We start from the raw sequence: 23,732 nt of genomic DNA, 5'->3' as shown, positions 1-23,732 counted from the left end.
TGATTCCTATGTATTTTTCATTCATATCATAATGTATACAAAAAATGATAGTTTGTATACAGACCATACTAATACATTGCGCTTTTTTTGCATCTAGATTTACTGAAGGGGGAAATATTTGTATAACAAACTAAATAACAATAATTTTATGAACAAGCTTATTAACAGAATTTCTCCGGAAACATCTGAAAACCGAATCTTACACGCTGGCTTTAGTATCATATTGATGTCAGAGGAAATAACACAAACCTTATCTGGTTTATCCAGCGATATGATTATTTTTATCTTAAGCGGATCCATAACTATATATTCCACTAAAGAAGAAAAGAAAACAATCGGTGAACAGTATATGATCTTTCTAAGATCATTTGAAAATTACACATATGATATCACACTAGGTTCAAAAATCATCATTTTCTTTTTTGACAGTTTAACGATGAATGAGTTACCGTATTACCAACATCCGTACGGAATATTACCTCAACCTATCTCTAAGTGGATAGAACTGAAAATAGTGGAACCTTTATACGGTTTTCTAGAACTTGTCGGACAATATCTTGAAAATAATTTCCTGAACTACCCTTTGTATGAATTAAAGAGAACGGAATTATTCTACTTACTGAAAAAGCTTTATAGAAAAGAGGAATTAGACTACTTTTTCTATTTATCAAGTACGCATTCAGCAGAGTTTGAGAGACTCATCGCCGAGAATTATATAAAAGCTAAAACAGTAACAGATCTAGCTCAAATGATAGGTTACGGAGTAAATTCCTTTCGGATGAAGTTTAAAAAAGTTTTCGGTATTCCAGCCTACGAATGGCTGATGCAAGAGAAATCCAAACGACTATTGGTCGCCATAGCTAACAGCGAGGATGATTTTAAGAATATAATAGATGAATTCGATTTCTCCTCGCATTCGCATTTCTACAAATTTTGCAAGGCACGCTTTGGATATAGTCCCACGGAGCTAAGGAAAAAACTTAAATCATTGTAAAAAACACCCCCTATCAGAATATACATTTAAATTGTCAAGTTGTATAACTCCTAATAAGTTATAGGTTCTTCGTCAAATTTGGTGGTAATCTCTTTTTTATTTCAACTGTCTTCTTCTTTCTTAATCCTATTAAAAGTTGTAGATATGTTTGCTTTTTAGTAACTTTAAAGACACCACATCATTAAGAGTTACAATGCAACAAGTCATATCTACAACGTACAAATATACATCAAAAAAAGAAAATGCTCCTACAAATAGGGGATTATTCCATGATTTCAGATTCAGTCTTGGCTACGATAATCTGCAACAAGATGGTATCTCTGAAGCTGTTGGCTCATTGACGGTCTTTCTACATACGGCTGGCAAAGGGGCTTCCTGTCCTTATTGCGGACATTTCAGTCACCGATTGCACAGTTACTACTCCCGTCATATTGAGGATCTTGAAGTTTACGGTCATACTTTGGAGTTAGTCATCAAGGTTGGCAAATATTATTGTGACAATGTTTCTTGTCCACAAAAAATATTCTGCGAACCGTTGTCTTTTCTGGCTCGTCGGTATGGTAGACGGAGCTATCTTGTTGAGGAACGCATCAGATCGATAAGTTTGGAACTTACTTCCCGAAAGGCCTCTTCTCTTTTGCAACTGTTCCATATAACAGCCAGTAGTTCTTCCTGCTTACGCATCCTACAACAGTGCGGACAACACAATCCTATGCATAATAAAAGTATTTATGTAGGTATTGATGATTTTGCCTATAAAAAAGGTAAGGATTATATGAGTGTGGTCGTAGACCAGATGACACACATACCTATTGCTTTGTTAGAGGATAGAAACGGAGAAGCACTTGATAACTGGCTCATCCGGAATCCTCAAATACAATATATAACGAGAGACCGTGGAAGATGTTTCACAGAGGCTATAAACAGAATAATTCCTGGTGTTACACAAATCTGCGACCGATTCCATCTAATCAAGAATATGACGGACACGATGATACCGGAAATAGAGAAAATAATCCGTCAGACCAAGAAAAAGCTCAAATACGAATATCCTGACAGAGACACGGCTTCTTCGTTAATTCTTCAGGACATATTTAACATGGGAGATGTCCGACACAGAGAAAAATTGAAGATATACAGGGAAAGCTTGAACTTAAAAATGCAGGGGATGACCATTGAGCAGACAGCCGCACATTTGGGTAAGAAAAGTCGCTACATTTATAAGATTATTCACAACAGAAGAATAGGGGCATACTTGAATGAGCAACAGAAGACAGCTCTTAAATATGTATCCGAACTGGCTACAATCATTAGTGCGGGCTGTATTACTCGAAAAATATTGGCACAAAAAATGGGGAGTAAAATCAGTGGCGCACTTATTGGAAGGATAACATCCAGCTTGCGAAAAAGGTATCAACAAAAGAGGAAGGAAGTCAAGGAGCATAATGAGAGCATTGAAAACAGAAGTAAAATACAGAGAGTTTCACAGAATCAGATACGCAAATACATTCTAAAGGGAGAATCGGATAATCCTAAACTAGCGGAACTGTATAAGTCCTCACCGCAGATTAAAGAACTTTTAAGCGTGTGTCAGAATTTCAGAGATATGATTAATGGGAACACTTATGATAAGGATATTAGAAAGTGGATTGAAAAAGCGAAGGCAACACGGAATATGGCACTGACGAACTTTGCATATGGTATTGAAAAAGACTGGGAGGCAGTACAGGCAGCTATTGATATCCCCTTCAGTAACGGATTACTGGAGGGGACAGTGAATAAAATTAAAGCGGTAAAAAGACAGATGTACAATAGGGCAGGAGTTAAACTACTGAGAGCGAAGATTATTTATTCACAATAGAAGAAGTACCACCAAATTTGACGAAGAACCAAGTTATACTCATTTATCTTTGCCTCATTGATTTTAGACACCTATCCGTATGGATGATCTAATAAAAGATAGTGTATAATGACCACCATATTTTTTTATGTTTTACTATTCCAAATTAAAGACTGGGATAAAATTTGTGAAGAAGAGGGTAAAATGACATCGCCGATAATTTGCTATATTTTGCTAGGGGTTATCTTATTCATAATCTTGATGCGTATACTTTCCATATTGCAGTTTTTGCGATTGAAGCGGAAGGTAAAGAAACGTATTTCCCCGAAACACGATAAACCTTCCTGTAAATAAAGCCTCTACCCGCTTACATTCATTAATAATTAACGGAAGAACCAATTCGCTTCTTTCTATGTTTATATAAAAAAAGCGTTTAGATCATGGGCTTCAACATTCCTTACACAGACAAAAAGCGGGTCGTAATTATCGGGGGCGGATTTGGGGGGTTAAAACTAGCTGAGAAATTGAAAAAGAGCAAGTTTCAAGTAGTCTTAATCGACAAGAACAACTATCACCAGTTTCCTCCCCTGCTTTATCAAGTAGCGTCCTCCGGCTTAGAATATAATGAAATATCCTTTCCATATCGAAAGATATTCCAGAAGAGAAAGAACTTTTACTTCCGGTTGGCAGAGGTCTATGGCGTCAATCCGAAAGGGCATACCATTCAAACCTCCATCGGCGAATTGGAATATGATTATCTTGTAATCGCCGCTGGAACTATCACCAACTTCTTTGGAAACAAAACGATCGAGGAACAGTCTCTACCCATGAAAACGGTAGAAGAGGCGTTAGCTTTACGAGACACCTTATTAATTAATTTAGAGAAAGCGACTACTTGTACGGACCCGGACGAGAAGCAAGCTTTGCTAAATATAGTTGTTGTAGGTGGAGGGGCTACAGGTGTAGAAGTATCCGGCGCCTTATCCGAGATGAAACGGTTTGTTTTGCCGAAAGACTATCCGGATCTAGGAAACTTTCATATGAATATCTATCTGATAGAAGGGTCCTCTAAATTACTAGGGGCCATGTCTCCGGAAGCCTCCTCCAACGCTAAACGCTTCCTTGAGGATATGGGCGTTAACATCATTCTTCAGAAGCGTGTCGTGGACTATAAGGATGGGGACGTTTTCTTAGATGACGGACAAACCATACCCACTAGGACCTTACTTTGGGTAAGTGGTGTGAAAGCGGTGCATTTCGATCATATCGAAGGAGAACTCTTGACCCGGGGGGAACGGATTATCGTCAATGAATGTAATCAAGTAAAAGGCTTATCCAATATATTCGCCATAGGAGATGTCTGCTGGATGGCAGAACCGGATTACCCGAACGGACATCCGCAAGTCGCTCAGGTAGCGATTCAGCAAGGTGAGTTATTAGCCGAAAATCTACAACGGATCGAGGCTCTAAAAAAACCGAGACCTTTCCATTATAAGAATTTAGGAACTTTAGCTACTGTCGGCAGGAATAAAGCGGTTGCCGATTTAAATAAGGTGAAATTACATGGATTTACGGCATGGTTGGTTTGGATGCTCGTACATTTACGTTCCATCTTAGGAATCAAGAATAAGCTAATTGTACTGATCGACTGGATCTGGAATTATTTCACGTACGACCGTTCCATGCGTTTCATCTTGTTCATCCAAAAGCACAAACAAGATGGAACACAGGGCACGGAACCTACTTTATAAACTATAAGTCAACGTAAGCCAAGCTACCCGGGCATCACGATTGCGCTTTTGCGTCATTTCTAAGTTCGGGGCATCAATAATCGTTGTTTCTTCTAAACTATCGAATATATTGTTGATACTTAAGTTCGCGCATAATTTACGATTGAGGAAATATTGAGAGAGACCGGCATTTACGCTATAACGGCCTTTGATCTTACCTTGAGGCGTAAGCTGGTCGGAAACGTAGAAGCCGTCTACCTGAAAATCCGTAGTCGGCGTAATACTTACGTTTACATTCCCCTTCACATCCCAGCAAACCAAGGATTTCTTCTCGTCATAGCCTATCGTACGCCCATCGATCTCGTCCCGATAGATATCCCCGGAGAAACCGACCGTCAAGATACGTACCGGATTCCAGCTACCGGACAAGTCGGCTCCGACTGCTTGGCTATGTCCGATATTCTCTTTCTTCCAAACCGTCTCGTCATTTACTTGGCTAGCGGTTTCCATGATACGATTCGTACGATTCCGGTAATAAATAGCCGGAGTCAAACGGAGACGGGGAGCCGAGAACTGATATCCTAGCTCTACGTTATGGATAAACTCATCCTTCAAGTCCGGATTCCCCTGTATGATATGGGTAGGATCACTGTTATTCAAGAAAGAGCACAAATAGCTGCCATTCGGACGAATCGCCCGTTGCTGATAACTCAAGCTTAAGCGATTGCTCTTATTCACCTCATAAGTAAAACGGGAACGAGGATACAAATGAAAACGGGAACTCTTGTTCTCTTTGCCTTTTATCCCCTGCCAATAAGGATCGTTGATCCAAGAAGGGCTAAACTCATCCATCTTAAAATGACTAAATTCCGCCTGTATCCCTATCTCCGCGTTAAAAGCGCCCCAATTCTTAACCACGTCCGCATAGATCAAATTCAGATAACGGTTGAAATCGTAATTATACGATTTCGCCGGACTTAACTCAAAACTACCGTCAACCTTATCAAAAGCAGCCGTCAGATAATCCTCGTTTCGCACACGACCTATATAACCAAGCTTGAAATCCCAACCATCGATCTCCTGCCCATATCCAAATCCCCAGAAATAATTATGTTTCGTATGGTCGATAGATTGGTTATCCTCCGAGACGATATTCCCGTTTTGAGGATTCTCATTCTTGAAATCATTATCCTCATCATACGAGAAATTATTATAGTTGAATACGGTATAAAAACCTTGATTCTCCGAAATCTCATGGTTCCAATACGCTTCGGCGGCATAAGCTTCCTGGCGCTGGTCGTTATACCGGTTACGGATCACATACTTCATTTGCTCCCCTTTCGGGTTGAATACCCGGTTGTTAATGCGTCCATACCGGCTATAATCCATCAAATGATACAGGCCATGCACGGTGATCCGGTCTTTCGCGGAAAGATCATAGTCTACTTTCATATCCGCCACATGTACGTCCGGACGAGCCGTGGCATTATTATTCATCTCCGTCCGGTTTTTAGCGGTCGCGGTCGATTTGCTGAAAGATCGTTCCCGGTATTCCCTCCTATAATTGTATTTCGCATTGATATGGAATTTTCCGGGATGCAAATTCAATACCGCTCCTGCGTTATATCGCTCATTCCATCCCGCCCCAAGCGTAACATATAGAGGGGAATCTCCCGTTCCATACATACGAGGCACCAGATTGAGTATGCCCGCGTCACCATCCGGCACCGCATTAATCGGAGGAAATGCCCCTAATGAGATCTGGTTAAAGAACAGGGCGGGAAGTTGGATCAGCACGTCACCGCTATATTCTTCCAGCAAACCGTAAGGAACTCCATCGACAAGCATCCCGACATTACCGGAGCCCCTGTATGTAACGGCTCCTTCCATATCGGTAATGACAGAAGGCAATTGGCGAAAAGCATCCGCCGTCGTATTGGTAACGCTACTCAAGTTATTATCTACCCGCAAGATTTTCATCCCACCCCTCTCGCTCAACCCGGCGAAACGGGTACCCTGAATCTCTATATTCCGAATCGTAAGCGTCGTATCGGCAGGAGTCTGCGAGAATACCGGCATAGCCAATAGAGCGGCCAATGGAAGAAGTAAAATTTGTCTCATATCATTATCTATGGTTTATAAACAAAAAAAGTCTGTATGTTCAACGCATACAGACTGTCCTCAAAACTCGTTTACTGATTATTATTCAGCAGGAGCAGCTTCTACGGCAACAGAGTCAGTAACCTCGACAGCTACAGAATCAGTAGCGGCAGCATCCTCTTCTACTACAGGAGCTTCCTCAACTACAGTAGCCTCTTCTGTTTCAGCAACAGATTCGGTAGATTCAGCAGATTTGTTGCCACAAGATGCGAATGATACAGCTGCGATAACAGCAGCAAATGCAACTAACTTTTTCATTTTGTTCTTAATTTAAACGGTCTATAATATCTTGTTGTTGTAAAACGATGCAAATGTATGTATTAATCATATATGTTGTACAACATAAGACGTTTTTTTTTGAATTATTTTCTACCGCTTTTACAATATGCTGAATATTAGCTGCGTTTGCTTTCTATTTATTTATCAATAATTACTGTACAGGTAACGCTTAATACTTTTCTTCGGTGTTTTCTCAAATTCTGTCGGATACAATTGTATCTCCGAGATCGTTTCGTAAGGAGCCAAGAGCTTGTTCAACTCTATCCTATTTTGTTCCATGATAACTGGAAGATCCGTATGCGAGATACCCGTACTATCCACCGTATCGTAATCCGGATACACCATCCCGATCAATTTCCCGTTTTTCTCCACGACCAAACTCTCCATCACGAATGGCAAATTGTTCAATTTGGATTCAATCTCTTCCGGATAAATATTTTGTCCGCTAGCGCCCAAGATCATCGTCTTGCTACGTCCACGTATAAAAATACGGTTGTCATGATCGATCGTACCCAAATCACCCGTCCTTAGCCAGCCATCTTCCGTGAAGACATTTTGGGTTGCCTCATCATTCTTATAATAGCCTTTCATTACGTTCTCGCCCGATACTTGAATCTCGCCTACCTTATTATAAGGGTCTTCCGAATCGATACGGACTTTCATGATCCCTTTCAATATCTGTCCGCAAGAACCGGGCACATACTCATTATTATGGTCATAACTGATCAACGGGCCACATTCCGTCATACCATAACCGATCGTGAACGGGAATTTGATCTTATACAAGAAATCCGTTACTTCTTGATTCATGGCGGCGCCCCCCACGATCACTTCACGGAAACGTCCTCCCAAGGCATCCACCAAATGTTTGCGGATCTGGGCATAGATACGTGAATCCAACAGTGGGATATTCAAAGCCAACTTCAAGGTTCGCTTATTCAACTGAGGAAGGATCATCTTCTTATAGATCTTCTCCAAAATCAGGGGAACCATCAAGATCAAGTTCGGCTTCACCTCCTCGAATGCCTTTAATAAGATCTTAGGAGACGGCACCTTACCCAATAAATAGACATGCACACCGAATGCCATGGGTACCAATAAATTGAAAGCGCAACTATAGGCATGGGCCAGAGGCAGGAAACATAACTCACGTTCACCCCGGAACAATAGATCCAGTGTCCGGGCATACGTCACGTTTCCGGCTAAATTATTCCCCGTCAACATAACCCCTTTGCTAAATCCGGTCGTACCCGATGTATAGTTGATCTCTACCACCTTGTCATTATCCAGCTCAGCGTATTTGATATCCTCTTGGGTGAAGCCATCCGGATATTTCTCGGTCATCTTCTCATCCAGCGATTTCATCAACTTCTGGATATTCTCCCCATCCCGTTGATGCAAGCAACGATAATCAGAAAGAGAGAATACACCGCGAACCTCTTCGATCTTATCTTCCTCCAAAGAATCCCAAATCCGGTCGCTAACAAACAAAAAGACAGATTCCGAGTGGTTAATAATATGATGTACATCATTCGGATTAAAGTCCTGAAGAATAGGCACGATAATCGCCCCATAAGTAACAACCGCCATATAAGCGATGCACCAACGGGAGCTGTCTTTACCGATCAACGCGATCTTGTCTCCACGACGGACTTGGCACTCATGGAATAAAAGATGAATACGTGCGATCTCCGTTGCTACATCACCGAAAGTAAAGGTTTTACTTTTCCCGTAATCCGTTAATGCCGGCAAGGCCCAGTTTTCCTTGAAACTCTCCTCGTAAATCTTAATGAAATTCTCTTTGATCATAGCACACTTTTGTGAAATTTGCGTAAAAGTAAAAACAAATCCTTACTTTTGCCATGATATAACCTATAAATTTAAAATAAGAATGAAAAGAATCACTCTCGCATGGGCATTGACCCTCTGTAGTTTTATTACATTTATCGCCTGTTCATCCCCAGATGTTGGAGAAAGAAGCGTAAGCATTATCCCCGCTCCGGCCCAAATGACAGTAGGCGAAGGTACATTCACGATCCATCCCGGCATCGAGATCGGTTATGCGGACGAATCCTTAAAGGGTATGGGCGAGTTGCTATCCAACGAGATAGAAAAGCTATCCGGCATCAAGCTGGCTTCCGCCTCAGACAAAGAATCGAATTGCATCATCTTCCTCGAGTTGACAGATCCGAAAGAGTTCGCCGACCTGCCAAAAGCTTATGGATTGAGTCCGAAAGATAGTGTCCCCGTAGATGAGTCTTACTCCCTCTCCATCCAAAAGAGAAACATCTACATCAAGGCCACTACCCTAGAAGGTATCTATCGAGGTATCACTACCTTGAAACAAATCGTGGGTGGTAATCTACAACCCGGAGGCGAGAAGATTTATCTACCGCTACTGGAAGTGAAGGACTCACCTCGTTTCGCTTGGCGTGGGCTTTCTTTCGATGTATCTCGTTGCTTCTTCGATCCCGAGGAAGTGAAACAAGTGATCGATATGGTCGCCTTATATAAGATGAACGTACTGCATATGCATCTTTCCGATAACCAAGGTTGGCGTATCGAGATCAAGAAATATCCCGAGCTAGCGGAAATAGGAGGTCAACTTCCCAACAACGGGAGAAAAGGAGGCTATTATACGCAAGAGGAATTCAAGGATCTCGTGAATTACGCGAACGAACGCTTCATCACGATCATCCCGGAAGTGGATATCCCGGGGCATACAGCTGCCGTATTCGCCGCCTATCCGGATTTCAAGAACGCGGTTAAATTCAAGACCAAGGTTAACATCCCGGGGCAGGCCTTCAATGCCCTCGATGTAGATGATCCGAAAGCGATGCAATTTACGGAGGATGTTATCGCGGAGCTAGCCGCTTTAGCACCCGGAAACTACATTCATATCGGAGGCGACGAGGCGATCGGCTTACCCCATGATAAGTTCGTCCGTTTTATAAATAAGACACGGGAAATCGTATTGAAGAATGGAAAGAAAATGGTCGGCTGGCAAGAAACCGCCCGTGCGGATATCTCGGAAGGCGATGTCATCCAGCACTGGATTTATCTGAAGCAAAAAAACGAGGACTCTTCTAAGAAAAAAGATAATATACCTGCCGAATATAAAGAGATCATGGCCTTATTCGCCGAATTCATGAAAGAGGCACCAAAAGATCCGGGTCTTGGTATATCCAAAAAAGCGAAAGTGATTCTCTCGCCGAGCGGTTACGTTTATCTGGACCATAAATATCTGGAACCAAGTGCGGACTCCACCCAAAACGCGGAGCAAGAACGTTTAGGTATGGCCGCCTACGAGAAACAAACGATCCAAGAAATGTACGACTGGGACCCGATGACCTTCAACCCGACTGTAGAGAATCCTCAAAAAGATGTAGCGGGTATAGAAGCCGCTATCTGGTGCGAGACGATCACCAATTTCAGAGATCTGCAATTCCTGTTAATGCCTCGTTTGGCAGGTGTCGCCGAAAAAGGTTGGTCCAAAGTAGAGAACACACATTGGGACGAATATAAAGTAAGACTTGGTGCGCAAGCCCCCTTATGGGAAAAGGCCGATTGGAACTATTTTAAATCATCCTTAGTGGATTGGAAATAGCAGTACAAAATCTTCATAATATTACGAATATTTCGAAACAAATTAAATATCTTTGTCCTATCAACTTTAGGACAAAGATATTTTTATGAATAAATGGCTTATTATATTTGCGATATTACTAACCGCTTGTACCGGCACAAGCGAGAAATCAGAGGAATGTATAACAATTGACCTAGCAACTGTTTTTGACCATCAGCCTCAAGAAGTAGCCTTAAAGAAATGGGCGAAATCCATCCAATTCATCCCTCTGCAAACGAATGACTCAATCTTGATCAAATACATCTCCCGCATTATTAAACATGGCGATAAGCTATTGGTACAGCATGATAACAGAGCTTCCGTTTTCGACTTGGCAGGAAAATATTTATACGATATCGGCAAACAAGGAGGAGGTCCGGATGAGTTTAGTCGTATATCCGGACTAGAACCTCATGATCATCTTATTTATATAAAAGATAGCCCCACTCGGATAAAGATATACGATTGGCAAGGGAAATTCCACCAAACCATTCAAATTCCGGATAAGAACATCCGGGGATTTTATCCCCTCCCTAAGACGAACGTTATCCTAGGTCACGTACCCAACCTCTCTGGCAACGCACCCATTCGGTTCTATTTTTGCCAAGATATAGTCATATCGGATAGCATACCTTACTATAAATCTTATACAGAACCTCCTTTCGTCATGACATTTACCTATGAGTTCCGTCCTTTCGACGGAAATAAGATTGCCGCATTTAAGGAGTTGTTCTGCGATACGATATTTAAAGTTTCCAACGACATGAAGCTAACTCCTTATGCCGTCCTCGATCTAGGTAAATACCGAACACCCGAGGAACTCCGTTATAATATCACGATAGACGATATAAAAAACGACCTGTTCAGGACAAAGACAATCCCTGTCATACCCGGGCAAATCGGAGACCGGCTCTATATGCATAACTTCTCTGATAAAGATACCTATACATTATATTATGATATAGCGGAGAAGCAATTAGCCTATGTACAATTCATATACCCGGAAAACTCATTTGAACTTCCCGAAGAAGCCTATTTCACTCCCAAATACATCTCAAACGACAACCGTTACCTAATCGACTGGGAGCAACCCGAGAATGATAACAATCCGGTATTAATCTTAGTGGAACCCTAGTTGCCGTATTTCCTCTATCGGCACAATAAACAAAACAAGGCCGCAGCAAGGACTATTCGATAACAAGTCTTCATAAATAATGTTGCTTGACTGTATCTATTCCTTAGTTCACGGCATGGTTTTTACAGACCACGTCATGGTTTATACAGACCACGACGTGAATCGCACAAACCACGCCGTGGTTTGTAGAATATATCCAATAGCAAAAAAGAATAGATAAGCTTCCGGAAAACTATTTATGCAATAGTAATGAGTTTTTAAGTCCATCTCAATCCGAACTCTTTACTAATCCGGGCTTAATTAGTACCTTTGCACTCTAACTAAATCGAAAATGATAGATCAGACCGTATTTAACAATAAAAAGGCCGCTTATTATACGCTGGGTTGCAAACTAAATTTTGCGGAGACCTCTACCATTGGAAAGCTATTAGCCGAACAAGGGGTACGCAAGGTGCGCCCCGGTGAAAAAGCGGATATATGCGTGGTGAATACTTGCTCCGTAACGGAACTAGCCGACAAGAAATGCCGGCAAGCGATTCGCCGGATCGGTAAACAACACCCCGGTGCCTTTATCGTGGTGACCGGTTGCTACGCACAGTTGAAGCCGGAGGAAGTCTCCCATATAGAAGGCGTTGACTTGGTTCTTGGCGCCGAACAGAAATTAGAGATCCTTCAATATCTGGAGAACCTAGAGAAGAAAGAAAATGGTGGAGCGGTTATCGCCTCACAAAGCAAGGATATACGTTCCTTCTCCCCTTCCTGCTCGGCGGACGACCGTACCCGTCATTTCTTGAAAGTACAAGACGGATGCGATTATTATTGCTCTTATTGCACCATACCCTTCGCCCGCGGAAGAAGCCGGAACGGGACGATCGCCAGCATGGTGGAACAGGCGCAGGAAGTCGCACGTAAAGGAGGCAAGGAGATCGTATTGACAGGCGTGAATATCGGGGACTTCGGCAAAAGTACCGACGAGACCTTTATCGACTTAATCCGGGCTTTGGATGAGGTAGATGGAATCGTACGCTATCGTATCTCTTCCATCGAGCCGAATCTGATTACCGACGAGGCAATAGACTTCGTGGCTCACAGCAAACGTTTCGCTCCTCATTTCCATATCCCTTTACAAAGCGGCAGCGATGCTGTCTTGCAATTAATGCGCCGCCGTTACGACACCGCTCTTTTCCGTCATAAGATCGAAAAGATCAAGGAAGTAATGCCGCATGCTTTTATCGGTGTAGACGTAATTGTTGGAACCCGTGGCGAGACAGACGAGTACTTCGAGGAGGCACGCCAATTCATAGGCAGTTTGGATATAAGCCAACTTCACGTGTTCAGCTATTCGGAACGCCCCGGAACCCAAGCGTTGAAGATCGATCACGTGGTAGATCCGAAGACCAAGCATGCACGCAGCCAACAACTCTTGGATATCTCGGATCGGAAACTACATGCCTTTTATGAGGCCCATATCGGACAGGAAGCGAATGTCTTATTCGAGCATACCAAGAAAGACGGCAAGATGCACGGTTTCACCGAGAACTATATAAAGGTAGAAATCCCTTATGATGCCGCTTTGGTCAATGAGACCCGCAAAGTCGTACTAGGCGGCTGGAATGAGGATCGCACCGCATTAATAGTCAACAATCAATCATCAACCGTCAACTAAGATGTGGGATAAAATACAATATGCCTTTCTTTATAGCTGGGTAAAAGTACACGCCTTACTTCCCATGCGAGCTTTATACGTGTTATCAGACATCCTATATGTCCTTATCTATAAGATAGCCGGATACCGGGTAAAAGTAGTGCGCCGTAATATAACCGCCTCTTTCCCGGATAAATCCAAGGCAGAATTACGCCAATTAGAACGTCGGTTCTATCATCATTTCGCCGATTATATCGTAGAAACGATTAAACTAGCCCATATCTCTCTGGATGAGATACAACAGCGAGCCTATCTGAGGAACCCGGAATTGGTTGACCAACTTATGGCGAAAGGCCATACTTGCTTCATCCTCACGATGGGGCATTATGGCAATTGGGAATGGTTCTCCGGCTCGACCACCCGTTTCGAGGACTCACGTATCTATCAGATATACCGCCCGTTAAACAACAAGGCTTTTGATAAGCTATTCGCCAACCTCAGGACGCAATTCGGTTCTTTCGGCATCAAGAAAAACGATACGATACGGGATATCATCAAGTTAAAACAAGACAAGACCCGCTCAGTCGTCATCTTCTTGGCGGACCAGACACCCAGCAAGGCGAACCTGCATTATTGGACCGAGTTCCTTCATCAAGATACGGCCATATTAACCGGTCCGGAGCGTATCGCACGCAAACTGAACCTGCCTGTAATCTTCCTCGATACCCAAAAGGCAAAAAGAGGATATTACACCGTAGACATGAAGCTGATTACGGAGAATCCAAAAGAGACTCCGGAGAATTACATCACCGAGCGATACGCACGACTTTTAGAGAAAATGATCTTGCGTGATCCGGCCTACTGGCTATGGACCCATAAACGTTGGAAACATAAACACGAGCAGCAAGGATGAAAAAAGTAGCGATTGTCATCTTAAACTGGAACGGAAGAAAGCTAATGGAGGAATTCCTTCCTTCCGTCGTATCCAACTCTCCGGAATGGGCGGAGGTTATCGTAGCAGATAACGGTTCTACCGATGACTCGATCGAGATGTTGAAAGCAAAATTCCCCACGGTCAGCATTATCTGCCTCGACCGGAACTACGGATTTGCCGAAGGATATAATCAAGCGCTCAAAAGGCTCGACCATGAATATTGCGTTTTATTAAACAGCGACGTAGAAGTTACTCCCAATTGGTTAGATGCCCCGATTGCCATTCTCGACTCTGATCCGTCAATCGCTTGTGTCCAACCCAAAATACGGGCTCAACGAAATAAAGAATACTTCGAGTATGCGGGTGCGGCCGGAGGATACATTGATAAATACGGCTATCCATTTTGTCGGGGGAGAATCTTGCATATCGTGGAAAAGGACGAGGGGCAATACGACACTCCCGCCGATATCTTATGGGCGACAGGAGCCTGCTTATTCGTTCGTACGGCTACGTATAAGGAAGTTGGGGGATTGGATGCCGGATTCTTCGCACATCAAGAGGAGGTCGATATGTGTTGGCGTTTACGTTCCCGGGGATATCGGTTGATATGCGTCCCACAATCCATCGTTTACCATGTCGGTGGAGCCACCTTGAACGCGGAAAGTCCCCGCAAGACCTTCCTCAATTTCCGGAATAGTTTGCTGATGCTTTATAAGAACTCCCGGGAAGCTGATTTAAAGCATGTGATGCGCATTCGCTTTTGGCTGGACTATATCGCCGCCGCTAAGTTTCTGATGGAAGGTCATATCCAAAATGCGAAAGCGGTTTATGAGGCACGGAAAGCCTATCACCAGCTGAAGCCGGAATATGCGCCCAAGCGTAAAGAGAATCTGGAGAAAAGTACACTGAGCACCATCCCGGAACTTATGCGGGACAGTTTAATTCTGGTATTTTATCTAAAAGGGAAGAGGACATTCAAAGCGATAAAGGATAGACGATAAAGAAACCGGCCTTCTTACTTCCCCTAAGGAGAAAAGAAGACCGGAGACCTTGGAGATAAGATAGAGGATACATATAAAAACCGAATAATCATATATTAGTTATTAATAATCATATTATTTACGCCAAAATATAAAACTAACAACAATTTCATCCATGGTAGAGCCTACCAATGGATTCCTAATTCATGCTGGCCAAAATGAATACGTTTAGTCATAGCCACATAATAATTCATAAAATAACGCTCATATCCCCCCTTACCTTCAATTGATCGATCTGGACGGGTCATTACCCCCCACCGCTATAGCCGGATAATATTTTCCTTCTTTCAAAGGACTCACCTTCAAAGAAAAAAAGTAGTCTTTCTGATAAAAGCCGACACGGCTGGATTCTTCTGCATCCTTCCCGCCTTTCCCGAGTAGTTCTATTTGAATAGAAATTCTTCTGTTGAAAGAGGGTCATATCTTCCATTTTTAGATTCAAAGATCACAGAACCAGGCTCAAGGCATTCACAAGTATGTCACATCCCTTTAGGAACACAAATTCCGGGAATAGGGCTTCCATATTCAAGGAGATATGATGCTATTTCATTCCCTTGATTATCAAAATAAACTTCACGAACTTTTCCTCTAAGGATAATCACCACTTCAGACGTATCTCTGTGTCGATGTATAGGAATTTTTGTATCAATTTCCAATACATTTAGCATCCTTTGAGAATCATCGTTTTCGGAATCCCGCAAATCAAAATGTATTCTGTGACGTACTGAATCTTTAGCTTTATCCCAAATGGTATTGAATAATTCATTGGCTAGTAACATATTATTTTTCAAATTTTCATTGTTTGATCTAGTTTGTCGATACATACCTTTTTTTGAAAATGTACCTTATAATAGGTTTGCCCATTCATCCCCAATTGCAATCTTTCTTCTTCCGTCTTACGATACATTGCAATTACATTTTCTGCCAATGTCTTAAAATCGCCAGATTCAGCAGTCAACCCACAATCAACCTCTTTAAGAATCTTATTTTCAATATTTTTCAGTGTCAGCTTCATAATTCAGCTTATATCCTATATAGCAATGCATTTACAATACGTCCGCAAGCCAATCCGTCACCGTACGGATTTACAGCTTTGCTCATTTTTTCATAAGCAGCTTTATCATCAATCAAAGATGACACTTCGTTTACAATCTTATTATAGTCCGTACCTACCAATTTCACTGTTCCGGCATTTAACGCTTCCGGTCGCTCCGTAGTATCGCGCATCACCAATACCGGTTTTCCCAATCCTGGAGCTTCCTCTTGAATGCCGCCGCTATCCGTCAACACAATACTACTCTTCTCCATCAGATACACAAAACTTAAATACTCCAATGGCTCAATGAAGAACATATTCTTCAAACCGGAGAGATCCTCCCCGAACACCTCATGAATCGGCTTGCGCACATTAGGGTTCAAGTGCATGGGATAAACAAAATCCACATTCGGATGTTTAATTGTCAAGTCTTTAATAGCTGTACACATATTGATAAACCCGTCACCAAAATTCTCACGGCGATGCCCCGTGATCAGCACCAATTTTTTGCCATTATCCAAGCGGTTCACATCATAACCTGCTTTGCTCAATACACTTTCTAATTCATTATCTAGTTCCTTATTGTTTTTGATTTTATCCACTACCCAATAGAGCGCATCAATCACCGTGTTGCCGGTTACAATGATATTTCGGTCATTAATGCTCTCTTTAATCAGATTATTGCGACTTAACGGAGTGGGAGAAAAATGATAGGTCGCCAAACGTCCTGTTAACAACCGATTCATCTCCTCCGGCCACGGGCTATAAATATTGTGTGTACGCAAACCTGCCTCCACATGCCCTACTGGTATCTGTTGATAAAAGGCCGCCAACGCAGCGGCAGTAGAGGTTGTCGTATCGCCATGTACCAATACTATATCCGGCTTTATCTCTTTCAATACCTCACGCATACCGGTCAGCACACGAGCTGTTACATCATACAGATCCTGTCCCCGTTTCATGATATTTAAATCATAATCTGGTTTGATGTCGAATATTTCCAACACTTGATCCAGCATTTCCCGATGCTGTCCAGTTACGCACACCACAGTTTCTATACGTTCTTTCTGCTTCTGAAGCTCCATCACTAACGGAGCCATCTTAATGGCCTCTGGACGGGTACCAAAAACCAACAATACTTTCCTCATATATTCTCTGTTTATAATTTTTTTATCAATAACCACCATGCGTATCTTATCAAATGAATCTGTCGTTTGAGGCGCTTCGGTTCTTTTATTAGACGATAGGCAAACTCTAGATTATGCTCCACCCACCATTTCGGGGCGCGCTGGACATGTCCGGTATAGACATCAAAACTGCCGCCTAACCCTTGGAATATTGCCCGATGTTGCCGCTGAATTTCCTCCATCAGCAATTCCTGCTTAGGTGAGCCCATTGCCACAAACACCACATCTGGCTTCTTCTCCACTATATCATCTATCAATTGTCGTTTCTCCTCATCCGTCTTGATATAGCCGTTACGGTAACCTACAATTTGGATATCCTCATATTCAAAACGTAGTTTCTCTACGGTCTCATTTATGATTTGCTGCTTTCCACCAACTAGATAGAATGTTTTTTCCCTGTAAAAGCGAGTAATAATTTTTAGCCATAGTTCGCATCCGGGAATCTTACAGGCACCTTTATAACCTTTCTGCTTTAAAGCCATTTGCGCACCGGCTCCATCACAATACCCAATATTTCGATTGATGATGACACGTGTTTGTTCCGTGGCATGCAATATCTTTTCAGCATTGATCGCTATCAACATGCCTTTATGCGTATCCACATAATGCAATAGTTGCTGTTCGGAATCGAAAGGGAATATTTCGACCCCGTTCAATGAAACTTTATCCATAAAATCAAAAAATGTTATTCGGAAAGCAAATAATGGATCATAGCATTAAACATAAATGCGTTACTCCATCGCATATATGATATTTTAGAACTGATTCCAGATTTCAATTGATAATAGAAATACCCTTTTTTGTCCTGCATATTCAGTATAGTCCATTGTATCACCCTTTCTGCCAAATCACGGTGATTGCCAAATTCGTGCAATCTCGAAAGTGTTACGAACAACTGTCCAGGACAATGAATGTCAATGGGAAACATGCGATTATCGTAATACTTAGGCGTTCCATCCTGTTCAAAAAAGTGCTGGATATAATAGTTAAATCCTTTCTCTATATATCGTTTGAAACTCTCGTCACCTGTCATTTCCTGATAAGCGATAAGTGCATCCAGATTATACCCTGTATGAAAACTATCCACCCAATTCTGTACGGGCAACATTCCATATACCCAAGCACCGTCGTTTCGTTGCCCTGAACAGCAAGCCCGTATAGTTTGTACGGCTAATTTTCGATATTCCTCTTTTGAGGTATAATGATAGCAAAAACTCAGCAACCGAGCCCCCAGCAGTGAAGCGTTGAATACTGTATCATTTCCTTGCAGCGGACTATACGAAAACAAGAATCCTTCCTTATAAGATGTCCGATGCAAATCTTTGATTATAAAGTCCGCTGCAGAAAGTGCCACCTCCAAATATTTCGTATGTTTTGTTATTTCGTATGCCTCCATCAGAGCTGTGGCACAAAAATTTGTTGCCACAATCGTAGGAGTGTATTTCGGAAAAAGGAAAAGCCTTCTTGCCTGCCAATCGAAGTTATATCCCCAGCAAGATCCGCTATATCCTTTTGACTGCAAGGCAATCAGCAAATTAGCCAATTCTGTAATTTTTTGACGACACTCTTGCTTTGACCCAAGCTCCTTTTCTCTCTCTGGATGTTTTTCTATAACTTTATATAGGTTACAATATCCTGAAAGAAAGAGCCCAATGCCTTTGGCATTGTATTCTTTCGGCACAAGTGCCAATTTACGCAAATTTATCGGGCACCGCTTAAAGCCTTGTATCACCACTAATCTGCATACTGCTGACTTTTTCAGCAATGGCAATGCTTGAAATACTTTGGAGTTTAGTCCGTCATATGGATCCCACCCTTTGAAATCCTCTCGTTCACAATATTTTTTTAGCTTATAAAAAGCATCGGCTATATCATTCATTGATGTTATTCATTTTGTCAAAAATGGCATATGACCTTCTTTATACTTTGGATTTGTTTCAATTGCATAATCAAGATTTTTTCTCCAGCCAATAATCTTTGCCGGACATCCTGCAACGATAGCACCTTGGGGAACACTTCTGTTAACAAATGAATTCCCTGCGATTATTACATCATCTTCTATTACAACAGGACCGGCAATAATAACATTAGGACCCACCCAAACATTATTCTTTAGATGAGGAACTTCTTTGTATGGGAACTGCCGTACAGTAGAAAATCGTAATCCTAATACACAATTTTCTCCAATTTCTGTTCCCGGTATTAGGACCGTGCTAATCCCTTTACACACACAGTATGTCCCTTTCCCTATTTTTGAATCAGCAGTTATTTTTGAATTGAAAATGAGAAAAATCAATAGTTGTACGATTTTAGGCAAAACAGGAATATGTTGTTCAAATAGCCAACGTTCGACCCTGTAGAGTAATATAATGTTCATATGAAAATGTGTTATTGTTTTTACTTCCAACATCAAACGAGCACCTTCTTTGATAAAAATATATTGTGGATAATTGTGTCAAATATGATAATATCACCATAATGAAGTGCGCTCCCTAAAAAAGTTAGACACAAAACTTTCGGGCAGATTATCTACGCTCCACCCCCTGTTACAAATTAATGCTCTCTATGCTCTTGATTCCATGGGTAGACATTGGAAATGTAAAATACTAGTCTTGATTCTTAAAATATTCATAGTTTAATGTATTTTCAAATTTTCGGGCAACAACAGATGCAATAAAATGGGTTCTTGCATATTCGGAATTATAGAGTGATACACTCTTCATTTTAGCAGAACTCTCAATGTATGGTTTCATCGCTTCTGCAAAAACTACTGGGTCTAAAGAACTTGATATATATCCCATCTTTCCATTTTCAAAGAAATCTATTAGACCACCCACTTTTCTGGTAAAGATAGGAAGTCCGAAAATCATTGCTTCCAAAACTACAGTTGGCATACCTTCCGTATAACTTAGAAACAAATACATATCAGCATTAATGTATTCCTTTTTAAAATCTTCACCACATAACCTTCCTGTAAAGCGGACATCCTTTATTTTCTTATTCTCAACATATTGTTTCAACTTGGGAAGTTCTGAGCCATCACCAACAAAAGTCAATGTTAGATCTTTGTATTGTGACTTCAGTATTGAAAATGTATCGACTGTTTCATATACACCCTTGGCCTTTTCTATTCGCCCACTATACATAATATTTTTAGCCTTCCCTTGTCTCATCGAAAGATCAAAACCTGAAATAAAATAATCTGGTACTTTTGTTGAAGTTAGATGTATATCAGATTTTACCCCTCTTCGTATTAATTCATTCTTAAATTCTTGGGATAACACAAAAATACACAAGGCTTTATTCAAATTGGTACTTATCCATTTCCAGTCTGCATTTTTAGCATATTCGAAATTGAAACCATGAATAAATACAGATGTTTTCTTCCTAAAAAATCGACAAATATTTAAATATATAAAATCTCGCTTTAAGGCTTTATCTCCAAGCGATGGGTTAAGGAGTATAATATTCGGGCGAAAGGTTAGCAGACGAAATATAAATTTAAAAATATCCCAAGGCAACCAATACTTACCGCTTCCGCTTTTTCCTCCACGCCGACCGACAACATTGTATTTAACATTTTCGGTCCAAAATGTACGTAATCCGATATAATGATTAGCAACACCACCTCCCAAAAACTTGAGACTCGGAGTGTTTATCAATAGCTTCATTTTTTTAGAATATCTTGCCATATTCCCAATATTTTAGATAAATTTTCATAATACCCTCCATATGTATTCATTGCCATGCGAGGTATTCTGTAAAGGTTGGTATGATTTATTTGTATGGGGATATATTCTGTTGTAAAAGCCATTTTATACCCCGCTTTTTTTACCGCTTCGATTTCTCGATTGGAAAAGTTTCCATTCGGATAACTGAATGCTTCGATTTTATGATGGAGTAGATTTTCTAAATAAGCTTTGGAGCTGTTCAACTCATACGATAGTATCTCATCATCACAGTTAGTTAATATGGGATGTGACATTGTGTGAGACTGTATGGATACTAACGGATGAGATGCAATTTTAACCAATTCTTGCTCAGTTAGAACGGAACGCTCAAGTGAGTATTTCTTTTTTAAGGATTCCAATGATGAAACGAATTTTTTATAACTCATCAATTTCATTTTATTCCTTAACTCAATTCCATCTGCAAGCGCATATTCCCACCAAAAATTACCGGAAAGCAGAGGATCGATAGAAACGAATATCGTGATTGGTGCTTGATATTTGTCGATAATCGGAATAAGATTCAAATTCGATTGCCACCCATCGTCAAACGAAAGGTAAGCAACTTTCCCCTCTTGCCTAATTTTACCCGACAAAATAGCATAACACTCTTGGAGAGTTATAAAACGGTAACTTTTCTTTTTACACCACTCCAAGATGGATGTGAACGTTTTTGGAGCTGGGTCGTGAAAATATATCGATAAAAAATCGGGTTCTTTCCTGCCGAATTTACCTATTTGATAAAGCGCATATCCGACTATTTCTCGTTTGTTCATTTTTCTCTCTGTTAGTATTGATGAGCTTTTCGTATGAAGAAATTGTAAACACAAAATGCTAGGGAATAGATTCTTTTTTTACTCCAAATCCACTCTCCATTATATTGTACTGGGTATCCTCCTGCACTATTTTTAAAGACGTATACAGAATCTGTCTCATTGTTACTTGGCGGAATCCTTGAAAAATCAAAGACCTTGATTCCTTGTTCTTTTAGATGATCAAAAATCCGCTCCATCATAAAATGGGTTGCTGAATATTTTCTTGATTCGAAGGAATTGGCAGCAAACACATCGGCAGCCATTCCGTTTTTTATGTACACAATTCTGGCGCAAAGAGGAATATCATCTTTTAAAGTATAGAATAATTTGAAATTGTCGTCTTTTAGAATCTGCATCAGTTGATTGGGAACAAGATCATATCCCAGTCCTTTCATCTCTTTGAGTTCTCCAAACATGCGACTTATTTCCTGTGCATTTTCTAATGTCGGTTGGTCAATAGCCTTAAACACGAGATTTTCTGATAAACTTTTCTTCAAATTTCTGCGCCAGTTTCGATCTGTATCACGGTCTTCTTGAGTCTGAATGAATATAGTCAAAGGACATACACGATTTCCTAATGGGCGTATAAAACCCGCCCTGCGCATTGATATTTCATAATTACACGAATATTCGCTTACACTATTGTAAGTAATCATATTGCATGATGCTTCCTCTATCACATTTTTCCAAAAATGTTGAATCTGCTTATTCGTAATCGCTGTTTGCTTTATTTCACCTTGAATATCCAATATTTTTCCAACCAATGGTTTCTTTATAATTCTCCCCCAGCAACATATATTTGGAGCTGATTTATCATCCACAAAATGAATGAAGTGAGAGCCACTTTCATCTTTATAATTCTCCCATGCCAAAGTTTGTTCAAAAGGAATATATTCAAACTTCTCAACGATTTGGAAAAAAGTATCTTTGTCTATTATCATTGTTATTATTTATTGGAATATTTACTGAGATATATTTTGGAGCCTATTTTAAACACATAAAATATTTGATCTATATCAAAACGGCATTTTCTTTGATTAACCATAGAGGGCTTATTGTAAGAAAAGACTATTGTATAAGCTTTTTCTATCTTGTTGTGTTTTAATTCATTTAGACGCCATTTGATCATATAATTATGATAACCGTTCCCTCTAAAATACGAATGTGTGTAAGCATCAAATAATAATGCGGCCTTGTCGTTTTTAAACAATATGGTATCTTCATTATATGCAATAATTCCGAATGAAATCCATGCACTACAGGCTAAAACCCCATTAACAAACACCCCGTATCCTTTCGTGTTTTTTGTCTTGAATCTTTTTTGTAACGTATCTTTTTTTTCTTCTGTTAGATAAGTGATCCATAGCTCGTTATCATAATCTTCCATTTTAAGTTCACGAACCTCTATACCTTTCTCTGAAAGTGAATAGTCAATCTTTTCAACTGTTCGAGACATCAAGTAACATTTTTCCCATTTGATCTTAAAAACGGCATATATGATGCTTTTAAAGACACGCTGCATCATACCCCAAAACCCATATAACCGTATTTTCTCTTTTATAGAAGATGTTATATTCATAAGTA

Annotated in this window: 21 protein-coding genes; 8 read left to right on the top strand and 13 right to left on the bottom strand. The window is 40.8% G+C overall.

The window, feature by feature from the left end:
• Positions 1-148 precede the first annotated feature (148 nt).
• The 3 genes from CI960_RS03385 (at position 149) to CI960_RS03370 (ending at position 4,585) form a co-directional block, all read left to right on the top strand.
• The gene (locus CI960_RS03385) at positions 149-994 is read left to right on the top strand and encodes an AraC family transcriptional regulator (RefSeq protein WP_005865576.1); all 846 of its coding nucleotides are present in this window, start codon (positions 149-151) and stop codon (positions 992-994) included.
• Between the two features lie 193 nt (positions 995-1,187).
• On the top strand, positions 1,188-2,855 hold the full coding sequence (locus tag CI960_RS03380) for an ISL3 family transposase (RefSeq protein ID WP_094582228.1): 1,668 nt from the start codon (positions 1,188-1,190) through the stop codon (positions 2,853-2,855).
• 419 nt (positions 2,856-3,274) lie between these two features.
• Positions 3,275-4,585, top strand: a complete 1,311-nt coding sequence (locus CI960_RS03370; protein WP_005855191.1) for an NAD(P)/FAD-dependent oxidoreductase — start codon at positions 3,275-3,277, stop codon at positions 4,583-4,585.
• Here the strand turns inward: CI960_RS03370 and CI960_RS03365 are convergent.
• The 3 genes from CI960_RS03365 to CI960_RS03355 all read right to left on the bottom strand — a co-directional run bounded on the left by CI960_RS03365 (position 4,580) and on the right by CI960_RS03355 (position 8,812).
• Positions 4,580-6,685: an outer membrane beta-barrel family protein gene (locus CI960_RS03365; protein ID WP_005855189.1), complete on the bottom strand. Its 2,106-nt coding sequence runs from the start codon at positions 6,683-6,685 to the stop codon at positions 4,580-4,582. The genes CI960_RS03370 and CI960_RS03365 overlap by 6 nt on opposite strands.
• A gap of 81 nt (positions 6,686-6,766) precedes the next feature.
• Positions 6,767-6,982 (bottom strand): hypothetical protein, encoded by a 216-nt coding sequence (locus tag CI960_RS03360; RefSeq protein ID WP_005855187.1) that lies wholly within the window; start codon positions 6,980-6,982, stop codon positions 6,767-6,769.
• Positions 6,983-7,147: 165 nt separating this feature from the next.
• Positions 7,148-8,812, bottom strand: a complete 1,665-nt coding sequence (locus CI960_RS03355) for an AMP-binding protein (RefSeq protein WP_005855185.1) — start codon at positions 8,810-8,812, stop codon at positions 7,148-7,150.
• Between the two features lie 82 nt (positions 8,813-8,894).
• On the opposite strand from CI960_RS03355, the gene CI960_RS03350 reads away from it, so the two are divergent.
• The 5 genes from CI960_RS03350 (at position 8,895) to CI960_RS03330 (ending at position 15,343) form a co-directional block, all read left to right on the top strand.
• Positions 8,895-10,610, top strand: a complete 1,716-nt coding sequence (locus CI960_RS03350) for a family 20 glycosylhydrolase (protein ID WP_005855184.1) — start codon at positions 8,895-8,897, stop codon at positions 10,608-10,610.
• A gap of 85 nt (positions 10,611-10,695) precedes the next feature.
• Entirely contained in the window at positions 10,696-11,763 is a 1,068-nt protein-coding gene (locus tag CI960_RS03345; RefSeq protein ID WP_005855182.1) for a 6-bladed beta-propeller, read from the top strand.
• A gap of 331 nt (positions 11,764-12,094) precedes the next feature.
• Positions 12,095-13,429 carry a tRNA (N(6)-L-threonylcarbamoyladenosine(37)-C(2))-methylthiotransferase MtaB gene (gene mtaB, locus CI960_RS03340; protein ID WP_005855180.1) on the top strand — a complete coding sequence of 445 codons (1,335 nt, stop codon included), beginning with the start codon at positions 12,095-12,097 and terminating at the stop codon, positions 13,427-13,429.
• 1 nt (position 13,430) lies between these two features.
• Complete coding sequence (locus CI960_RS03335) at positions 13,431-14,321, top strand: lysophospholipid acyltransferase family protein (protein ID WP_005855177.1); 891 nt, start codon at positions 13,431-13,433, stop codon at positions 14,319-14,321.
• Positions 14,318-15,343 (top strand): glycosyltransferase family 2 protein, encoded by a 1,026-nt coding sequence (locus tag CI960_RS03330; protein ID WP_005855175.1) that lies wholly within the window; start codon positions 14,318-14,320, stop codon positions 15,341-15,343. Before CI960_RS03335 ends, CI960_RS03330 begins: the two co-directional genes overlap by 4 nt.
• 518 nt (positions 15,344-15,861) lie before the next feature.
• Here CI960_RS03330 and CI960_RS03325 read toward each other — a convergent pair.
• The 10 genes from CI960_RS03325 to CI960_RS03280 all read right to left on the bottom strand — a co-directional run bounded on the left by CI960_RS03325 (position 15,862) and on the right by CI960_RS03280 (position 23,727).
• Complete coding sequence (locus CI960_RS03325; protein WP_011965868.1) at positions 15,862-16,173, bottom strand: WbuC family cupin fold metalloprotein; 312 nt, start codon at positions 16,171-16,173, stop codon at positions 15,862-15,864.
• Positions 16,170-16,397, bottom strand: a complete 228-nt coding sequence (locus tag CI960_RS03320) for a hypothetical protein (RefSeq protein WP_005855172.1) — start codon at positions 16,395-16,397, stop codon at positions 16,170-16,172. Before CI960_RS03320 ends, CI960_RS03325 begins: the two co-directional genes overlap by 4 nt.
• Positions 16,398-16,405: 8 nt before the next feature.
• Positions 16,406-17,566: a non-hydrolyzing UDP-N-acetylglucosamine 2-epimerase gene (gene wecB / locus CI960_RS03315; RefSeq protein WP_005855170.1), complete on the bottom strand. Its 1,161-nt coding sequence runs from the start codon at positions 17,564-17,566 to the stop codon at positions 16,406-16,408.
• 11 nt (positions 17,567-17,577) lie between these two features.
• Complete coding sequence (locus tag CI960_RS03310) at positions 17,578-18,276, bottom strand: WecB/TagA/CpsF family glycosyltransferase (protein WP_005855168.1); 699 nt, start codon at positions 18,274-18,276, stop codon at positions 17,578-17,580.
• Between the two features lie 14 nt (positions 18,277-18,290).
• Positions 18,291-19,484 carry a hypothetical protein gene (locus CI960_RS03305; protein ID WP_005855166.1) on the bottom strand — a complete coding sequence of 398 codons (1,194 nt, stop codon included), beginning with the start codon at positions 19,482-19,484 and terminating at the stop codon, positions 18,291-18,293.
• Between the two features lie 9 nt (positions 19,485-19,493).
• Positions 19,494-19,982: a serine O-acetyltransferase gene (locus CI960_RS03300; protein ID WP_005855164.1), complete on the bottom strand. Its 489-nt coding sequence runs from the start codon at positions 19,980-19,982 to the stop codon at positions 19,494-19,496.
• Positions 19,983-20,211: 229 nt separating this feature from the next.
• Complete coding sequence (locus CI960_RS03295) at positions 20,212-21,297, bottom strand: glycosyltransferase family 4 protein (protein ID WP_005855162.1); 1,086 nt, start codon at positions 21,295-21,297, stop codon at positions 20,212-20,214.
• Positions 21,273-22,109, bottom strand: coding sequence for a polysaccharide deacetylase family protein (locus CI960_RS03290; protein WP_005855159.1), 837 nt, complete (start codon positions 22,107-22,109; stop codon positions 21,273-21,275). Before CI960_RS03290 ends, CI960_RS03295 begins: the two co-directional genes overlap by 25 nt.
• Before the next feature lie 11 nt (positions 22,110-22,120).
• Positions 22,121-23,089: a GNAT family N-acetyltransferase gene (locus tag CI960_RS03285; protein ID WP_005855157.1), complete on the bottom strand. Its 969-nt coding sequence runs from the start codon at positions 23,087-23,089 to the stop codon at positions 22,121-22,123.
• Between the two features lie 5 nt (positions 23,090-23,094).
• Positions 23,095-23,727, bottom strand: a complete 633-nt coding sequence (locus tag CI960_RS03280) for a hypothetical protein (RefSeq protein WP_005855155.1) — start codon at positions 23,725-23,727, stop codon at positions 23,095-23,097.
• Positions 23,728-23,732: the final 5 nt, after the last annotated feature.

The sequence above is a fragment of the Parabacteroides sp. CT06 genome (assembly GCF_002257605.1).
GTDB lineage: Bacteria > Bacteroidota > Bacteroidia > Bacteroidales > Tannerellaceae > Parabacteroides > Parabacteroides distasonis.
The sequence above is the reverse complement of the archived record's forward strand: the minus strand, read 5'-3'. Positions and strand labels throughout refer to the sequence as shown.